A 17,747-nucleotide genomic window follows, 5' to 3' on the forward strand; every position below is an offset into this window, starting at 1 on the left:
GCCATGGGAATTTATTAGGCTTATTCTCTTGATTTATTGAATTTTCTTTAAACGATAAGCTTCGATGATTTTATAAAAAATCTGATGGTTAGGATATACGCCGATAAAGGCTTCCGAACCAGGACCGTAGGCAAATACGGGCACCATAATATTGGTATGGTCATCTGTACTGAAATTGCCACGAACAGTTCCTTTTCTATAAGAAGCATCCAGGAGCGACAGTCCTCCGGTTTCATGATCGGCCGTTACAATGACCAAAGTTTCACCATCCTGATCGGCAAACTTTAAGGCTTCACCAACCAGGCGGTCAAAATCTTGTTGTTCGGTTACCGCGAAGGGCAAATCGTTTGCATGCCCGCCATGATCGATCTGTGCCCCTTCTGCCATGATAAAAAATCCTTTTTTATTTTTCGAGAGCAGTTCAACCGTTTTTAAGAACGAAGTTTTCAGCATTTCTCCCCGGCCTTCCAATATTTTCCGCGTAGCCGAATCGTCTAAAAGTACCACTTGTTTATCTGCATTTGAGGCAACAAAACTTTTTAGGTCTTTCTGTATGGTATAACCTTTGGCCGAGATTTTATCCATCAATTTTTGGTCTGGATTTTCGGTAAAACTTTTGCGTTTCGAACCAACTAGAATATCAACATGACCGTTTTGAAAATCGGCTGCAATTTCCTTCGTCATAGATCGTTCAAGCTGATGAGCATAAAACGCTGCAGGCGTAGCATCGGTAATATCGCCACTACTGATAATCCCGCTTGTAATACCATAAGGCGCCAAAATATCAGGAATAGACTGAAGTGGTTTACCGATAGAATCGACGCTGATGTAGCGATTATTGGTTTTATGCCCTGTAGCCATAGCCGTTGCACCTGCTGCAGAATCAGTAAAATCTGAATTCGAAGCTTCGGTGCGAGATAGGCCAAGATGTTTAATCGTGATGATGTTGGATTGACCAAAATTAGCACTCAAGCCTGCCTGAATCTGTGCCAGTCCCATTCCATCTCCGATCAAAAGAATTACATTTTTGGCTTTAGTTTTTAGTCCGTCGCTTTTGTAAGTTGGCTGATAAGGCCTGTAGGCCTTCGGGTTGCTGTACTCGAGCTTAACCCTGTTCTGGTAAAAATCTTTTAGCAATGCGGGATGATCAGTTCCGATCCAATCAACCCCCATGTGTTCCAATTCTTTCCAACTGTTCGGACTATCTTTAGTTGCCCAAAAACGAAAAGGTTTACCCATTGCGTGTGCTTTGCCAATCACCGCTTTCATCTTGTCTAAATCGGTTGGCGTTGGGGTTCCTTTTCCATTCCATACCGAATAATGAGAAATATCATCGCTGATCATCCCAATATGCTTTAGCTGATCACTTGTGTATGTATTTGCAGGACGGCCATCGAAACTGATGAGCGATGGGTAATCCTTAAACTTTTCGGCAGGCGGAACAGCCCCGCTCATTACAATTTTAATAGCTGAAGGATTGATCTGATGATCGAAAACAGATTCATTACCCTTTAAATCGGCCAGTAATTTCGGGATTACGTGTTCATAATCTTCTTTTATATCGATTACCAACTGAAGTTTTTGTTTCGGATCGGGATAAGGATGGTTGGCATGGTCTTTAAAAAAGGCCACCAATGGATCGATATACAATTTCTTCAATGTTTTGCCCGGCGTAATTTCACCGCTTTCGTGGGCAACAAACAACTCGCCATTACGGTAAAACACATCTGCCTCAATAGACCCCATGCCTGCATAATAGGCCTCCAACAGAGGAATCTGCTGTTTATAATCGTTATGACTATGTCCATTACCAACATTCAGTTTCTGCTGAGCAGAAACTGAATGTACACCTAAACCCAATAATAAAAAGAGGATCAGTTTATTCTGTTTTACCATCCTACGTTCTGTTTAATTACGCCCGCACTGTTATCAATTTCTCTTTGTGGTACTGCCCATACATCATGTACCTGTGGGTTGAATGTTCTGGCAGGCCAGATTACAGTTCCATCAAAATCGTGCAAAGGTTTTGCATAAGCTGCCTGTGCATCGCCCCATCTTACCAGATCGCGGTGGCGGTCGGCCCATTCTCCGGCGAGTTCGTTGCGGCGTTCGCGTTTAAGGTCGTCGATAGTCATTCCTGTTTTGGCGCCTAAACCTGCACGTAGCCTGATTTTGTTTAATTCGGTATCGCCGGCTCCTGCACCACTAAGGTTAATTGCAGCTTCTGCCTTAATCAGCAAAACTTCGGCATAACGCATTAAAGGCACATTTAAATCTGTTGTGCCATTGTCACCATTCGGATTCACATGTGTTGGAATTGGATTAGCATAGGAAAACGGCTCCATATATTTTTTAAACTGGTAATTTGAAGTCGCTCCTGCATCTTTGGTAAAGCTGCGCTCAGCACCAAAGAACATAAATTTATCGCCCGGTTTTAAAATGGTGGCTTCACGGCGCTGATCGCCAGTTTCATAAGAATCGTAAAGTTCTTTGGTGGGTAAATAATAACCCCATCCGTTATAAATTCCCCAGGCTTTATTGGTTAACATTACGCCCGGAAGCTTACTACCCCAGCCTGTTCCGCCCCCACTTGGCGTACACACCACCGACCAGATATATTCTTTCGACCAGTTGTTTGATGCTTTAAACACATCGGCAAAACCTGTATTCACTAAATCGTGCTGTCCTGAACTAATCACCATGTCGGCATATTTAGCGGCATTGGCATAATCTTTTTTGTACAGATACACTTTAGATAAGTAGGCCCATGCAGCCGTTTTATGTGCTTTACCGTAGTCGGCAGGTTTCATTGCCGAAAACAACGGAAGGTTATCGGCCGCTTTTAATAAAAGTGAAATGATATAATCGTAGTTTTCGTTTACATTTTTTGCACGGGCAATAGGCTGAGCGGGATCACTCTCTGGTGTTACAATGGGCACTCCGGCTTTATCGTTACCGTAATTTGCGGCCAATTGGAAATAAACCAGTCCGGCGTTAAAATAAGCATCGCCAATAATTTGTTTTTTCAAGACTTCATCCATTGCAATGGTGGGCACATTGATAATGATATCATTGGCGCGTTTCACGATGGCATAACGCATGCTCCATTGGGTTTCGGTGTAACCTCCGCCAACATAAGTACGGTTAAAATTTTTGATATTATCGGCCTCTGGTTTGTTACGTCCGGTAACCATATCATCGCTGGCATTTATAAACCAGAACATCCCACGGCCGTAAAAGTCTTCAGCATTATAATTTTCGTACATCCCGCCTTCGGCTTTTAATGCATCTTCTTTTGTTTTCCAGAAGTTTTGTGCCGATGGAGATCCTTCGGGAACAATATCAAGCTCTTTTGTGCATGAAGAGAAAAAAGCAAGGGCGGCAAATGCCATATATTTTAAATTCGTTTTCATTGTTGTTTTGTGATTATAGATTTACACTTAAACCAAAGATAAAACTGCGTGCCTGAGGGTAACGACCAACATCCAATCCGTTGTTATCCATTCCGATTTCCGGATCAAAGCCTGAATAATCAGTAATGGTAAAGAGATTGTTTGCCGTGGCATAAATTCTTACCGCTCCGGTTTTTAACTTATTCGTCAGCGATTTTGGCAAACTGTAACCCAGGGTTACGTTGCGGATGCGCAGGTAAGAACCATCTTCGATATAAAAATCGGAAGCATTAAAGTTTCCATTGGCATCACTTGTTGAAATAATCGGCACTTTACCACCCGGGTTCTCTGGCGACCAGGCATCGAGAATACCTACCAGTTTGTTGTAAGAAGGCCCACTAGCACTATAAGTAGTACGTTTTACCGCATTAAACAATTTATTACCCTGTACGCCTTGTGCAAAAATATTAAAATCGAAATTTTTATAACTTGCATTAAAGCTCAATCCGTAAGAGAAATCAGGGTAAGCACTGCCAGCGAAATAACGGTCTTTACCATCAATAGATCCATCCCCATTAATATCAACAAATTTAAAATCACCAGCTTTTGCATTCGGCTGGATCTTAGTTCCCTTAGCATTTTTATAGTTATCAGCTTCCGCCTGACTCTGGAAAATACCATCCGTTTTTAATACATAGTAACTGTACAAAGGTTGACCAACCCTGATGGTAAGCGGTGCAAGCTCGTTACGGAAATTCGTACCCACAGCAATGTTTTCTAATCCCGGTGCCAGTTCCTGTACTTTGTTGTTAATTTTAGTTAAAGTAGCGTTTACACTATAAGTAAATGCTGCATTTTTATTGCTATTATAAGTTAAACCCAATTCTAAACCTTTATCTTTTACAATACCAGCATTAATGGTCTGCGTATTTAAACCCGCTGTTCCAGGTAGCGATCTGGTTAAGATCATCTTATTGGTTTCTTTGATAAAATAATCAGCATTAAGGCTTAATCTGCCAAAAACTGCCACATCAAGACCAAAGTTTGTTTGTTTTGATTCTGCCCATGTTAAATCTTTGTTAGCCAAAACGGTCTGTACATAACCATTTTGTAAAGTTGGTGTCTGTCCGAAATAACTTTGAGTGGCACTTAACAATGGATTTACTGCAGAAGCATTAAGCGATCCTAAATTACCCAAAATACCATAACTACCTCTTAGCTTCAATTCGTTTAACCAGGTTGCATCTTTAAGAAAATCTTCTTTGCTCACTACCCAGCCCAGCGAAGCTGACCCGTAATTTTTGGTCCTGTTATTTTTACTGAGCAGCGATGATCCATCACGACGACCGATTAACGACAATAAATATTTTTCTTTGTAATTATAATTGGCCCTTAAAAATAATGAAGAAAGTGCCTGTTCATACATCCCACTAACTGAAGGCTGAATAACTGTTGCATTAACCAGGTACCTGTATTGAGGCGATTCGTCATCAAAACCTGCTCCTGAAGCCGACAAACTATTACTTTTAGTTTTCTGGAAAGAATAACCACCGGTAAGATCTAACTGATGACTACCAAAAGTTGCTTTATAACTTAAAACCTGCTCAGCAAGGAAATCTTTAGCACGGCTACTGCTTTCCTGTAAACTATTGCTCAATACCGGCTTTCCTACTTCTGGCCTTTTTGGCGTAAAGCTTTTAAATGCGGCATCAGTTTTAGTGATACTTAAGTTAGACCTAAAAGTTAAACCTTTGGCCAGTTTTATGTTAGCGTAAGGATTAACCACTAAAACATTTACAGGATTGTTGATATCGATACGTTGCAGATCGGCAACCGGATTAACAATATCTCCATAATCGCCTGCATACTGTCCGCCTGGTAAACCGGCAAAGCTGCCATCGGCATTATAAGGTGTTCCATTGGTTGGATAATAAATGGCCGAAAGTAAAGCACCGGTATAATCGCTACTGGTATTTGCACCGTTTCCATTGGTACTACTATAGGATAAGTTTTCGCCAACTTTTAACCAATTGGTTACCTCATGCTCGGTATTGATCCTAAAATTGTAGCGTTTAGTTTTGGTATTTAACACAATGCCTTCTGCATTACGGTAATTGAAACTTAGGTAATAATTAGATTTTTCGCTACCACCATTTATTGCAGCGTTGTAATCCTGTAACATTCCATCTCTAAAAACTTCGTCCATCCAGTTGGTGCGGGTAGTCTGTCCATCAGGATATTTCGAAGCATCAAAAGCCGGTAATATTGTAGTACCACCGTTTTTGGCAGCAGTTGCGGCCACCTGTGCGCGTTGCTGGGCATTTAATGGTTCCAGTTTTCTCCAGGCGCTCTGTTGCCCTACTTTGGCATCGAAACTGATCTGCATTTTACCACTTTTCCCTTTTTTGGTGGTTACCAATACTACCCCACCTGATGCCCTTGCACCATAAATGGCTGCAGATGCATCTTTTAACACAGAAATAGATTCGATATCGTTAGGATTGAGTTGTGGTGTACCAGAAAATATAGATCCATCGATTACGTATAATACATTTTCTCCGTTAATACCTCCCGCACCGCGGATATTAATACGTGGAGGAGAAGTTGGGTCGCCACCTTCGTTGCTTACAATTACTCCTGGAGATTTTCCGGCCAATACCTCTCCTACACTGTTCAGTGAACGCGAAGAAAGTTTATCCAATCCAACAATGCTGATTGCACCTGTTAAGGTTTCTTTTTTCTGTGTTCCGTAACCTACTACAACCACTTCAGCAAGCATTGAACGTTCTTCACTCAAAACCAGATTAATAACCTGATTTTCGCCCACTTTTACTTCTTTGGTACGGTAACCGATCATGGAGAACGATAGCACTGCATCAGCACCCACTTCAATGCGGTAAGCACCGTTTCCATCGGTTATGGTCCCGCTTTGCGTGCCTAGTACCTTTACCGAAACGCCTGGCAAGGTTACCCCTGTAGAATCGCGTACTACCCCAGTTACGATGCGGTCTGGCTTATTAGAAACGGCATTGTTCAATATTACATATTCACCTTTTTCTAAAACCTGTAAACCAAGCCTATCGAGCAATGACCTTACAGGTTCTGTTGTGAAATCGCCACTCACAAACGTATTTTTCTGTTGAAGCTGATCAGGATTATAGACAAAGCTAAGTCCGGTGCGCGACTCAATTTCTTTGATAATTTCGGTCATTTTACGGCCTTTGTTAATCGTAATGCTGACTGTGGTTTTCTCTAATTTTTGTGCCATACCTGCCGAGGCCAGGATTGAGCTGCAAAATATGCAGAGGATTGAAAATGTTAAACATGAGTATTTCATGACCTTATAAAGAGCTGATGTCCTCTTAGCGGAGGTTGGTTTCATTTGTTTGATTTGTTTTTTTTAAAGCTTTTAATTACGCTGGCTCTTTGGCCAGAAAGAAAGATTACGGTGGCCAGTCTAACTGGTACCGCTAAGTATTTCTATATTACCTGCTCATCTCATCTGTATATATTAAATGTTTTATGATTTTTTGATCCGTTAAACTTGAGGTGGTGCAGACTGCAAATGATATCCAAAATCTCTTCTGGCGATTGCCTGCTGCTGAAAACGGCTGTGCTTTTAAGTTTGTTCAAAGCACTATCGCTCAGCGAAATCTTGATGCTGTACACATACTGGAGTTTGTTGATTACCTGTTCTAAGCTTGCACCGTCAAAAGCGAGTTCGATAAAAGCTACAGCTTTGGTTTTGCCAATGGCAGCTCGGCCGGCGCTTTTATCATAGGTTAAAAACTCATCTTTAATCAATGTACCCAGATTTCCTTTTTTGTTGCTCACTGCAACCTTTCCGGTAACTACGGCAACTTCGATATGTTTGCTAGCCTGATAAGACTTAACCTTGAAAGAGGTCCCCAGCACCCTAATGTCGACCCCGGATGTGGTGTGTACCGTAAATGGTCTTTTTTCCTGATGGGCAATATCAAAAAAAGCTTCACCTTCTTTTAATGCGATCTGGCGGTTGTTTGAATCAAATGCTTTAGGATAGCAAAGTTTTGCAGAAGGTTCCAACAAAACCATTGAACCATCTGATAAGGTAATGCGCTTCCGTTCTGCGCTTCCAGTAATTACGGTAATCTCGTTTTCAAGCTTTATTGGAGCATGGAGTCTCCAAATGCTTATTCCCAGTGTAACAATGATAAGTATGGCGGCGGCAATCCTGATAAAAGACTGGAGTTTGAATACCTTGCCATGTTTTGGCTTTTCGTGCATAGCAGTCTGAAGGTGAGCAAACATTTGTTCTCCTATCGCTGCTTTTCGATCATCGCTCAATTCAATATTTTCCTGATTGAGCGTGGCATACCACTCTTCAACTTTTTTTTGCTCTTGCGGACTTGCCTGCTTATCGAGATATTTCTGCAGCAGCTCCTTTGCCTGTTCTTCTGTCATTTAAATACATGTCAGTTGAAAAGCAGATTGGTACTAACCAAAAATGTTATCTAAAAATTAACTTTATGTTAAGCCGATTAAAGTCGCAATGAGCAGAATATAGGAAAGACTTTTTTTGAGCAGTTTAAGCGCCGCGGAAATCTGATTTTTTACCGTTTGTACAGAAAGGTCTAGTTCAGTAGCTATTTCTTTGATGGATTTTTCCTGTTTTCGGCTCATCGAGAATACCAATTGCATTTTTTCAGGTAAAAGTGCAATGGCGGCATCAACTTCTAAATGAAGTTCTTTTAAGATCAGTTTATCATCAGCCGCGGCAGTATGTTGCTCATTCATTAAGGTAGTAAGTGCAGTTTGGTGTTGTTCCTTAATGCTACCCGATCTGAAATAATTAATCACCTTATATTTCACAGCACCATGCAGGTAACCACCGAGACTTCCCGTTAGGTTAATTGCTGTTCGGTTCTCCCAGAGGGATATAAAAATTTCCTGTGTAATGTCCTGCGCCAGCGCTTCTTCACCCGTTTTTTTCAGTGCAACATCAAAAACATCCTCCCAATAGATCCGGTAGATCTCCTCCATAGCCTGATGGTCTCCAAGCTGTAAAGATGAAAATAATGAATTGTCCAAGGGATGCCGTTTTATAAAGGGCAAAGCTAACGGCCCTATATTCCCTTAATATTAATAAATCTTAAAGAGTAGAAGTAGATGGGAGAATTTTAATCCTATGTGAGAGATAGCGCGCTACCCTGTCGATTACTAGATGGCCTTTCTCCTATAGATCGATCGTCATTCCCACGCAGGTGGGAATCCTAATGCAATATGCTTTAAGATTCCCAATCATCTGAGAATGATGTAACGCTAAATAGATTTCTATAAAAGTAAAAGCGTTTAATTGAGATTATCGTATCAGGATTAACTCAAGTCATTTTACCCAAACAACCCAGCAAAAATTTTATTCGAATGTAATTTTGCCTGATGATTGTAAATATGCGAGGTGCTCATGATCTCATTTACACCATATTTTGTTACAAAAGCGGCTAAATTTTCTTTAATGGTTTCGGCACTGCCAATAAATGAATAATACAACATCTGTTCTACCGCTTCTTTTTCCAACTGATCCCAATAAGTATTCACATCATCAACTGCAGGCTTTAATAATTCTCTTTTACCTGTAATTACACCCAAGAACATACGCTTTACTGAACTTGATAAACGTTCAGCTTCGGCATCGGTATCGGCAGCAACCACATTTACACAAGCCATTACATAAGGCTCCTGTAAAAATGCAGATGGCTTAAAGTTATTTCTGTAAATGGAAATGGCCTGTTCGAAATAGGTTGGTGCAAAATGACTGGCAAAAGCATAAGGAAGACCTTTTTCTGCTGCTAAGCGTGCACTATCGGTGCTCGAACCCAAAATCCAGATCGGAATATCCAATCCTTCGCCTGGAATAGCCCTTACGCTCGCACGATTATTATCAGCAGAAAAAAACTGTTGTAATTTATCAATATCTCTGGGAAAACTATGAACAGCACTAAAATTTTCACCACGAATGGCCATTGCCGTAACCTGATCGGTTCCAGGTGCCCTGCCCAACCCCAGGTCGATACGGTTGGGATAAAGGGAGGCTAACGTACCAAATTGTTCGGCAACAATTAATGGTGCGTGATTGGGCAGCATAATGCCTCCAGAACCTACGCGGATGCTATGGGTGCCACCAGCAATATAACCGATAAGCACCGCCGTTGCCGAACTGGCTACGCCAGCCATGTTATGGTGTTCGGCAAACCAGTAACGTGTATAACCTAAAGTTTCAGACTGTTTAGCTAAATCGAGGCTTGTTTTAAAGGTATCTGCAGCAGTAAAACCGTCTAAAACGGTTGCAAGATCGAGAACGGAATAAAGTACGTTTTTTAATAAGTGATCAGCCATAAATTAAAGGGATAAAAATCTATGCTGCAAAAATATCTTTAATAAAACCAAGTCGTGTTTATCTGAATATATATGACGTTTAGCCAACACTAATCAGTTCAGAAGGTATAATGCATGGGAGCTATGCAAAAATGAGAGCGTTAATTAGACAACCGGGACTACATAGATGTAGGAGTATATATATTCTTGTAACAAAACGAACTAACCTGCGCTCTTAGCTTGATTAAAACCAATAATTCGATTAACAAAACCATTAAAGGCGGAGTATATTTTTTATAGGTATTCTAATATTTTTATGGATTGTAGCTAGTGCCCGCATCTTGTAAACTTAATTGACACATTTTTGCGTTAAATTAGTAAATAAGAAAAAGACTTAAAATTAATCCGTATAGATAGTACCCTTTTCGGTACGAAAAGGCGTAATTTCGTTATAAGAGAAACAGATTTTTGAAGATGATTAAGTGCATAGCCATAGACGACCAGTTCAGTTCCTTAGCGGGGCTACAAAAATATATTGAGGATACTCCAAACATGCGACTCGTTCAGCAATATACTGATCCAATTACTGCTTTAAGGGAGCTGGTCAACTCAGAAACGGTTGATGTAATTTTTATGGATGTGGAAATGCCCCAGATTTCTGGTTTGGAGCTAGCTAAGGCCATCCGCTTCAGAACCAGGAAACTCATCTTCACCACTTCGCACCAAGAATACGCTTTTGATGCTTTTGAAGCTGCAGGAGACGCTTATTTGCTTAAACCATACAGCTATGCCAAATTTGCCACTACTATTACCCGGCTTTTTGGACAGGAAATGATTGGTGGTGCCAATGAAGATTATTTCCTAGTTAAAAACAAAGAAGAGGAACACCGTGCGGTAATGGTTAAATATGAAGATATTATTGCTTTTGAAAGTTTTCACAATTACATTAAAATACATACTGTAGAAAAAGTAATTATTGCTTACTTAAGTTTAAAAGATGTTCGGGAACAGCTTAGTATTAAAAAAGGCTTTATACAGTTACACCGTGGCTATATTGTGGCCATTGATAAGATGTTGTATGTGGATGGCAACCGTATTACCATGAACAACCACATTAGCTTTACCGTTGGAGATATTTTTTATAACGAATTTAAAAATTTTATTTCTGAAAGATTAATCATCAGTAGCCGTAAAAAATAACGGCTACTGATGAAAACATTCAATAATTTTAAATTATACCTGTATTCGTAACAAATGTTGTGGTGGTTGGTTCGGAGGTGGTTGGCTCACCTAACTTTCCACTATTTTTTTTTTTAAATACAAAAAGTGTTCTTTTAGCTAATTTTTGAGTTTTCATAATTTGTTTTTTTTCGAAAACTAGCGGCGATAACACCTTATAACTTTAAGTGTTACACAAATAGTAAATAAGTCTTTATGAATAGGTTAAAATGGAGCAACAGTATGTTGCGAAACTGGCTGTATACTTACCGGATACACATAATTGCATGGTCGGTATTTATAATCTGGGAAACTGTTATGGTTGTTTATTTTATTGGTATGTTAGGCACATTTGGCAACTATGCCATTCATTATACTATTAATATCACCTTATTTTACACCTATGCTTTACTGATAGAGAAAGCAACAGCGTTCCCTAATGAAGCGGTATGGAAAGTTCCCTTAGTTGTTATCCTCACAATCTTGACTTATTTGGGTATAGTTACCGGCGTTGACATTCTGCTAAATACTTATACCAACATTTTACCTGGAAAATTACCAGGTCTTAAGATCAGAATAACCAAGGTACTCTATAGAGGTTCGTTTTTCCTTCTTTTTTCTACAGGTTATTATTTCTTAAAACGGTTCATCAAAGAAAAAGCAGAAAAATCCCGTATCGAAAAACAGCGTTTTCAAATGCTGATTGATAAGGAAAAAATGGATAAAGAGCTAGCCATGTCTAAGAATGCTTTTATGAAAGCACAAATTAATCCCCATCTCCTTTTTAATACATTTGAGTTTGTACACCAGAAACTAAACACCTACTCTCCAGAAGACGCCAAAGTAATGCTTTATCTTTCTGATATGATGCGTTTTGCCGCCAATACTCAGCACAATGAAGGCTACGTATATCTGAGTGAGGAAATTTCGCAATGCGAAAACCTGATTGGTTTACACCGCATTACCCAAGGTGCAATTTATATTGAGCTTGCCAGCGGACCTGACCTTGGTGAGATTAAATTAATTCCGCTTGTTTTGCTTACTATTTTGGAAAATATGTTTAAACATGGAAACCTTAATGATATAGAAAATAAAGCCACTATAGATGTTTACACCTTTGATGGCAAACTGCATATCGAAAGCCGTAATTTACCGAGATTGATAAAAAGCAATGTAGGTTTTGGCTCAGGGATGGATAATATCCGTAACCGATTAAAATATGCTTACCAACAAAATGCCGAAATGAATGCAGGAATTGACGAAGAAGGTTTCTATACTTTAAGCATAAATATTTCCTTAAATGCATTAATAACAGAATCTGAAGATAAAAAAACTGAACAAACTATGCATGTTTAACAAAAGAAATTCTCTGAAATAAGAAAACTTCCCTTAACACATTTTCACCTCTAAAAAAATATTATCGATTTCATTAGTTTAATGTAACAAAATTATTACTATATTAAACCATCCTAATTGACGTTCTGATATTTAGATAAATCTTCATTGATGAATTATGTATAAATCTTTACCAAATAGATTAAAAAAATGAGAAAGGGTACAATATGCTATGTAGATCAGAATAGTGGACATGGTATTATTAAAGATGAAAATGAACAGAGAATTCAATTCTTTTTAATGAATCTCCAGGAAGAAGTCAGGCTCAATGATGAAATTTCTTTTGAAATCGAGCTAACGGCAAGAGGACTTGTTGCAACACAAATACATGTAGTTAACACTACAGAATTAACCTCTTAATAGTGCCCTAATAAAACCTAGAGGCGATGCTAAATCTAATAAAAGAAAATTAATGGTTTTAAACCTAATGTACTATCATTTGTCCTAATGATATGTTCATTAAATCGAAAAGATTTTATAGTAAAATAGGTTTAATTGGGAGTTTATCTGCGATATTTTTGCTTCTTTCCAATGCTTCACCAAATTCGACATACCAAGCTGTAAAAATAATGCGTTGGAATGTGGGCGATACACTTCGCGAGGCAATAGTTTACATCCCTAACAACGCAAAAGTAAAAGCAACACCAATTGTGTTTGTTTTTCACGGACATGGCGGTACGATGGGAAATATGTTTAGGAGCAGGGGCTTTGAAAAACTCTGGCCAGAGGCAATTATAGTATGCCCACAGGGATTGAATACTCCAGGGCAATTAACAGACCCAGCGGGTAAACTACCAGGTTGGCAGAAAGCACCAGGTGATATGAATGATCGTGATCTCCATTTTTTCGATGCGATGCTGAAAACACTCCAGCAAGATTACCATACAGATAATCAATGTATTTATGCACCCGGGCATTCCAATGGAGGTGGGTTTACTTATTTACTTTGGGCAACCCGAGGTGATGTATTTACCGCTGTTGCGCCATCTGCTGCTGTAGCTGGCCGGATAGTTAACTTGCTTAAACCTAAGCCAGCAATGCATATTATGGGCGAACAAGATCCATTAGTAAAACCAGAATGGCAAAGGGCAATGTGCAATAAGATTTTAAAAATTGATGGGTGTAGCAAAACCGGAGAATCTTATGCAACTTATGCCACATATTATCCTTCAGATACAAAAACACCGGTGGTACTGTACCAACATCCCGGAGGACATGTTTACCCACAGGAAGCAAATACAGTTGTAATTAAATTTTTTAAGGGTATAACAAAGCCTTAGGATTGCACGGACATAAAATAGTAATATCAATACGATTCTAACGGATAAATACTAAAACAAAAAGGCCACAATATCCATTGAGGCCTTTCCTTATCAACTAACTAAACTTGTATAATACTAACCAAATATTTACACTACAAAAATATAGACAGCATATAAACCCAGTATTAACTTTACATTAAATACTGGATATTTAACATGAAGTAAAATCCCTATTTCTAATCCAAGATTACCATTTCTGAATGGGCGGATTACTGAGTTCTTCTTTCTTTTGGTTAAGTTCCTTTGTAAAATCCTCGCTAAAATCGTGATTATAAACTTTAAAAAGGATGGTCCATTCATCCTTAATCATAGCAGGTACAAATTTTTCAAACATTTTTTCAAATGATCTGAAATTTACAAAGGGTTTGCAGATTACCATATATTCAGTATCTGAATTCACTATAATATCTTCAATAAGCTTTGGCCATCTTAATTTAATCTCGTTCGGCAAATGTTCATATTGCTGCCGATCAATAAACAGTCCAATATTTTGTATAAGTGCTTCAGATAAAGACTTGCCTAACGATGATTTCCATTCACCATCTTCTTTTGCTATCCTTGCCAATACCTGATCATGATCAAGAACAGTCCATGGCTCACCTCTAGAAAGCTGGATAAGCTGGAAATGCATAAGATCGCCATTAGGCAGATTAAAGAAAAAGTCGAGTTCGATCATTAATAATGGGGTGGTACTGGGTATCGCAAAATCAAAAGTATAGAACTATTTGCAAAGCAGAAAATTAAAAGCTTATACTATTTCGGCTCTATAAATTTTAAACTGTTAAGTCACAGAATTGTGTATTTCTTAAGTATTAAATAACTGTTAAATAAAAAATTGATTTTTATCATCAAATAAATTTCAAAAACACGCTAAAAACGTAATATTAAACATACAAAAAGTTTAATTTCATCAATTATGAATGTATCTTTGCTGCATGAAAAGTGCAAAATCAACCGCTCTAGTATTTCTTTTAATTACCTCATTTTCTTGCTTATCAATTCATGTTCTTGCTCAAAACAAGCAAACAAAACAACCTGGTATTTTTGAGAATACAGATAGATTGAATGGGAACGATATGATTGAGCGACTAGCTGCTCAACGCAGTGCATTTAATAAAAATCGTTCGAAGAATAGCCTCCCAAAGGCAGAATATATCATCAACAGGAATAACTTAACCCTCATTAACTTTAATGGCTTAGATTATGCTGTAAAAAACAATAGGGTAATAGGCATACAGGGACTAAATCTTTCGGATGAAGCATTGAACCAAATAACAGAAAAATTGGTTCTTTTAGACAGTATCCAGTTTAATCATAATGAGCGGTCAAATACCGAACACTTTAATCCAAACGTTGATTTTCAAAAGGTCAGGAATATCGACCGTCAATTTATGCTTACGCTTAAAATGTTATCGAGCACGGTGAGAGACATAGCTGCACTTACTAAAAATGATAATCCATCTTTAACCGTTGAGACCAACGTTGCAAAAATGCGTTTACCAAATATTGATAAGGCTGCAGAAAAATCAAGCATGCAATCGCTGGTGGTATTATCGAAATAACAGCAGGTTATATTTCTTATTTTAAGAGGGACAAATACTAAATCAATTTGTATGCTTTTCTGAATATACTTCTGCAATCTGAGCAGAAAGATATTTAAAAGCAAGCGGCATTTCGGTAGCAGCATTTTTAATGCTTCCTTCTATAAAGATGAAACCTTTATAATTTATTTTGTGCAAGGCTCTTAAATAAGGCTTAAAATCGTCGCCCATAACACCTGGCAACGACCTGTTTTGTTTTTCGGCAACCTCAGAAAATGCAACCAATGCACCAGCTTCAATAATTTCATTTGGAGATTCTCCTTCACGCATCATATGAAATATATCAGCATTAAGCCTGAAATTTGGATGACCAATCTCCCTTACAATCTCTGCAGCTGACTTTAATGATGTAATAAAATTAGTTTCGGTGGTTTCGAGGTTTTCTAACAAAATTGTAACCTTATATTTTCCAGCAATTTGTCCTAGCTTTTTGCCCAAACTAACAAAATCAGATTTTGCCTTCATAATATTATAATCTGCGGGAATACTCCTTGCACCCGAGCTGCCCAAAACAATAAACTTGATCCCAGCCTGCTGAGCTCTTGAAAGAACAGTTTCAGTATAAGCTAAAACCTTGGCCTCATCTACCTCCGGGCCAGCTATTTTTATACTTGCCGGATAAAAAAGATTGCAGGTTAACACTTTGCATTTTGCAGCTTTAATCTTTTTTAAATTGGCACGAAACTGATCATCTGTTAATGCAGGAGAAAGTATCTTCGGAACAGATTCGCCAATCATTTTAAAACCCGAAGCATAAGCTAAACTATCCTGTGTTAAACCAGATACAATTCCTAAACGCGGATATGCCTGTTTATCAGAAATAAAACTACAAAAACCGATATAAAGCAGGCAGGTAAAATAAGCTAGATAGCTAGATTTCGTACTTCTCATATTATTCTTAAAATTATTTGGTCAAAAAAAATGTAATCTCAAAATCCCCCTCTCCTATCAGTTGAATAGCTTAACCTAACAGTTTGAGAATTCTTGTTTAAAGATAATATAAAATCTGACCATTTGGTTTTGCACTAACAGAATTAGGGATGGTGAGGAAAACTGAATAAACAAAAGCTTTTATTGATCAAATACAAAAATAACTTCGGCCATTCGGCAGTTTTTAAATCCAGTTCGTCGACAATTTACCTGCGTTGGTATAATAGCGGCATTTCTACTGCAACGTTTTTGGGGTAGTGGCGTCTTATCTACAAAACAATCACAAAATATTAATTAAAAATATAAACAACAGCATTATGAAAACCTCAATCAAAATCCTAACAAAATCGCTTTTAGCAGCTATCGTTTTAAGTTCTTCTATTTTCTCTACAAGCGTAATGGCTGATGAGAAACAACCAAATAAAGTTTCTGCACCTAAAAACGTGAACCAAGTTATCGTAAGCGGAAATGTAGAAGTTACCTTAGTTCAAAGAGAGAAAGAAGGTATTAGCTACAATGATGACAATTCTGGCAAAGTAAAAGTAACCCAGGATGGATATGCATTAAAAATCAGTTCAGAAGACAAAGAAGTGGCCAAGATTACGCTTTATGTTAATAATATCTACAGAGTTAAGGCATCTGATAATGCTGTTGTAAAAACGCTTGGCAAATTCGATTTAAAATATCTACAGGTATTTTTAAAAGGAAATGCGGTTGCAGAAATCAATTCGGATACAGAGAGTTTATATACCGTAATCGAAAACAATGCCGATCTAAAACTGAGCGGCGCTACCGAAAGACATACTTTGGTAATGGGTAAAACGCAAAAATTAAACCTTGATAGATTTGCTGCACTAACAACAGAAATGAGTAACCCAGATACAGATGCATTGCAAACTGTTGCATTGGCAAAATAATAATGAAACAAAAAGAGTAAAAAAAGCGACAGTGATGTCGCTTTTTTTTTGCGAAAAGAAGTTATATCACTATTGCTGGTTATTGACGGTGAGCCCAGTGTTGTCAGCCTGAGCCAGCTTGTACGGAGCTTAGCCGAAGTAATGACCTTTACTGGTCGAAAAAAAAACATTTATCCTTCGACAGGCTATCAATGACAGATCTCTTTAGGAAGGTCGTCATTCCCGCGCATGCGGGAATCTTAAAGCGACCGGAAAACCCTACCAAGGCATTACGATTCCCAATCGAGTTGGGAATGACGCTACGATATGTACGATGAGCTGGAATTGCAATAGTCTACTAGAGATTTTTTGTTGTCATATTATTATTTTTATTGAGAAGCATTACTTTAGATTTTTTTCTTTTTTAAGCTGCGATTTTAGGGTTTATTGAGCTGTTTGCAAACTCTAATGGCGATAAGTACCCCAAAAAAGAGTGTCTTCTTTTTCTATTATACCATACCTCTATATATTCAAAAATGGCTAAACTGGCCTTCGATCTTGTTTTATATATCTGCTGGTATATCATTTCTGTTTTTATAGTTTTAAAGAAACTCTCTGCAACTGCGTTATCCCAACAGT

16 protein-coding genes are annotated in these 17,747 nt (G+C 38.3%); 6 read left to right on the plus strand and 10 right to left on the minus strand.

Annotation, left to right across the window (positions count from 1 at the left end):
* Window positions 1–33 precede the first annotated feature (33 nt).
* The 6 genes from EZ456_RS21085 to EZ456_RS21110 form a co-directional block, all read right to left on the minus strand.
* Entirely contained in the window at window positions 34–1,896 is a 1,863-nt protein-coding gene (locus EZ456_RS21085) for an alkaline phosphatase (RefSeq protein WP_225876588.1), read from the minus strand.
* Window positions 1,890–3,413 carry a RagB/SusD family nutrient uptake outer membrane protein gene (locus EZ456_RS21090; RefSeq protein ID WP_131533579.1) on the minus strand — a complete coding sequence of 508 codons (1,524 nt, stop codon included), beginning with the start codon at window positions 3,411–3,413 and terminating at the stop codon, window positions 1,890–1,892. The genes EZ456_RS21085 and EZ456_RS21090 overlap by 7 nt, the downstream gene beginning before the upstream one ends.
* A gap of 13 nt (window positions 3,414–3,426) precedes the next feature.
* The gene (locus tag EZ456_RS21095) at window positions 3,427–6,729 is read right to left on the minus strand and encodes a SusC/RagA family TonB-linked outer membrane protein (protein ID WP_225876589.1); all 3,303 of its coding nucleotides are present in this window, start codon (window positions 6,727–6,729) and stop codon (window positions 3,427–3,429) included.
* Window positions 6,730–6,890: 161 nt separating this feature from the next.
* Window positions 6,891–7,835, minus strand: a complete 945-nt coding sequence (locus EZ456_RS21100; RefSeq protein WP_131533581.1) for a FecR family protein — start codon at window positions 7,833–7,835, stop codon at window positions 6,891–6,893.
* A 63-nt stretch (window positions 7,836–7,898) separates the two neighbouring features.
* Complete coding sequence (locus EZ456_RS21105) at window positions 7,899–8,462, minus strand: RNA polymerase sigma factor (RefSeq protein WP_131533583.1); 564 nt, start codon at window positions 8,460–8,462, stop codon at window positions 7,899–7,901.
* Window positions 8,463–8,762: 300 nt separating this feature from the next.
* Window positions 8,763–9,767 carry an LLM class flavin-dependent oxidoreductase gene (locus EZ456_RS21110; protein ID WP_131533585.1) on the minus strand — a complete coding sequence of 335 codons (1,005 nt, stop codon included), beginning with the start codon at window positions 9,765–9,767 and terminating at the stop codon, window positions 8,763–8,765.
* 453 nt (window positions 9,768–10,220) lie between these two features.
* On the opposite strand from EZ456_RS21110, the gene EZ456_RS21115 reads away from it, so the two are divergent.
* On the plus strand, window positions 10,221–10,946 hold the full coding sequence (locus EZ456_RS21115; protein WP_131533587.1) for a LytR/AlgR family response regulator transcription factor: 726 nt from the start codon (window positions 10,221–10,223) through the stop codon (window positions 10,944–10,946).
* 28 nt (window positions 10,947–10,974) lie between these two features.
* On the opposite strand, the gene EZ456_RS25695 is transcribed toward EZ456_RS21115, so the two are convergent.
* Window positions 10,975–11,103 carry a hypothetical protein gene (locus tag EZ456_RS25695; RefSeq protein ID WP_262712015.1) on the minus strand — a complete coding sequence of 43 codons (129 nt, stop codon included), beginning with the start codon at window positions 11,101–11,103 and terminating at the stop codon, window positions 10,975–10,977.
* A gap of 77 nt (window positions 11,104–11,180) precedes the next feature.
* On the opposite strand from EZ456_RS25695, the gene EZ456_RS21120 reads away from it, so the two are divergent.
* From EZ456_RS21120 to EZ456_RS21130, 3 genes are all read left to right on the plus strand, one after another.
* Complete coding sequence (locus EZ456_RS21120; RefSeq protein ID WP_131533588.1) at window positions 11,181–12,320, plus strand: sensor histidine kinase; 1,140 nt, start codon at window positions 11,181–11,183, stop codon at window positions 12,318–12,320.
* Window positions 12,321–12,509: 189 nt separating this feature from the next.
* Window positions 12,510–12,719, plus strand: coding sequence for a cold shock domain-containing protein (locus EZ456_RS21125; RefSeq protein WP_131533590.1), 210 nt, complete (start codon window positions 12,510–12,512; stop codon window positions 12,717–12,719).
* 92 nt (window positions 12,720–12,811) lie between these two features.
* On the plus strand, window positions 12,812–13,639 hold the full coding sequence (locus EZ456_RS21130; protein WP_205945149.1) for an alpha/beta hydrolase family esterase: 828 nt from the start codon (window positions 12,812–12,814) through the stop codon (window positions 13,637–13,639).
* Window positions 13,640–13,868: 229 nt separating this feature from the next.
* Here EZ456_RS21130 and EZ456_RS21135 read toward each other — a convergent pair whose 3' ends face one another.
* Window positions 13,869–14,357 carry a hypothetical protein gene (locus EZ456_RS21135; RefSeq protein ID WP_131533592.1) on the minus strand — a complete coding sequence of 163 codons (489 nt, stop codon included), beginning with the start codon at window positions 14,355–14,357 and terminating at the stop codon, window positions 13,869–13,871.
* Between the two features lie 259 nt (window positions 14,358–14,616).
* On the opposite strand from EZ456_RS21135, the gene EZ456_RS21140 reads away from it, so the two are divergent.
* Window positions 14,617–15,243, plus strand: coding sequence for a hypothetical protein (locus tag EZ456_RS21140; RefSeq protein WP_131533594.1), 627 nt, complete (start codon window positions 14,617–14,619; stop codon window positions 15,241–15,243).
* A 42-nt stretch (window positions 15,244–15,285) separates the two neighbouring features.
* Here the strand turns inward: EZ456_RS21140 and EZ456_RS21145 are convergent, their stop codons facing one another.
* Window positions 15,286–16,173, minus strand: a complete 888-nt coding sequence (locus EZ456_RS21145) for a sugar phosphate isomerase/epimerase family protein (RefSeq protein ID WP_131533596.1) — start codon at window positions 16,171–16,173, stop codon at window positions 15,286–15,288.
* Between the two features lie 356 nt (window positions 16,174–16,529).
* Here EZ456_RS21145 and EZ456_RS21150 point away from each other — a divergent pair, with 356 nt between their 5' ends.
* Entirely contained in the window at window positions 16,530–17,129 is a 600-nt protein-coding gene (locus tag EZ456_RS21150) for a GIN domain-containing protein (RefSeq protein ID WP_131533598.1), read from the plus strand.
* Window positions 17,130–17,532: 403 nt separating this feature from the next.
* Here the strand turns inward: EZ456_RS21150 and EZ456_RS21155 are convergent.
* On the minus strand, window positions 17,533–17,747 hold a 215-nt coding region (locus tag EZ456_RS21155; protein ID WP_165501389.1), incomplete at its 5' end, for an IS3 family transposase.

The organism is Pedobacter psychrodurus (genome assembly GCF_004331735.1).
GTDB classification, from domain to species: Bacteria; Bacteroidota; Bacteroidia; order Sphingobacteriales; family Sphingobacteriaceae; genus Pedobacter; species Pedobacter psychrodurus.

What these genes read in the sequence shown, in the direction of transcription:
- EZ456_RS21085 (WP_225876588.1), bottom strand. Translation starts at nt 1,896, where the DNA reads ATGGTAAAACAGAATAAACTGATCCTCTTTTTATTATTGGGTTTAGGT.
- EZ456_RS21090 (WP_131533579.1), bottom strand. Translation starts at nt 3,413, where the DNA reads ATGAAAACGAATTTAAAATATATGGCATTTGCCGCCCTTGCTTTTTTC.
- EZ456_RS21095 (WP_225876589.1), bottom strand. Translation starts at nt 6,729, where the DNA reads ATGAAATACTCATGTTTAACATTTTCAATCCTCTGCATATTTTGCAGC.
- EZ456_RS21100 (WP_131533581.1), bottom strand. Translation starts at nt 7,835, where the DNA reads ATGACAGAAGAACAGGCAAAGGAGCTGCTGCAGAAATATCTCGATAAG.
- EZ456_RS21110 (WP_131533585.1), bottom strand. Translation starts at nt 9,767, where the DNA reads ATGGCTGATCACTTATTAAAAAACGTACTTTATTCCGTTCTCGATCTT.
- EZ456_RS21115 (WP_131533587.1), top strand. Translation starts at nt 10,221, where the DNA reads ATGATTAAGTGCATAGCCATAGACGACCAGTTCAGTTCCTTAGCGGGG.
- EZ456_RS25695 (WP_262712015.1), bottom strand. Translation starts at nt 11,103, where the DNA reads ATGAAAACTCAAAAATTAGCTAAAAGAACACTTTTTGTATTTAAAAAA.
- EZ456_RS21120 (WP_131533588.1), top strand. Translation starts at nt 11,181, where the DNA reads ATGAATAGGTTAAAATGGAGCAACAGTATGTTGCGAAACTGGCTGTAT.
- EZ456_RS21125 (WP_131533590.1), top strand. Translation starts at nt 12,510, where the DNA reads ATGAGAAAGGGTACAATATGCTATGTAGATCAGAATAGTGGACATGGT.
- EZ456_RS21130 (WP_205945149.1), top strand. Translation starts at nt 12,812, where the DNA reads ATGTTCATTAAATCGAAAAGATTTTATAGTAAAATAGGTTTAATTGGG.
- EZ456_RS21135 (WP_131533592.1), bottom strand. Translation starts at nt 14,357, where the DNA reads ATGATCGAACTCGACTTTTTCTTTAATCTGCCTAATGGCGATCTTATG.
- EZ456_RS21140 (WP_131533594.1), top strand. Translation starts at nt 14,617, where the DNA reads ATGAAAAGTGCAAAATCAACCGCTCTAGTATTTCTTTTAATTACCTCA.
- EZ456_RS21145 (WP_131533596.1), bottom strand. Translation starts at nt 16,173, where the DNA reads ATGAGAAGTACGAAATCTAGCTATCTAGCTTATTTTACCTGCCTGCTT.
- EZ456_RS21150 (WP_131533598.1), top strand. Translation starts at nt 16,530, where the DNA reads ATGAAAACCTCAATCAAAATCCTAACAAAATCGCTTTTAGCAGCTATC.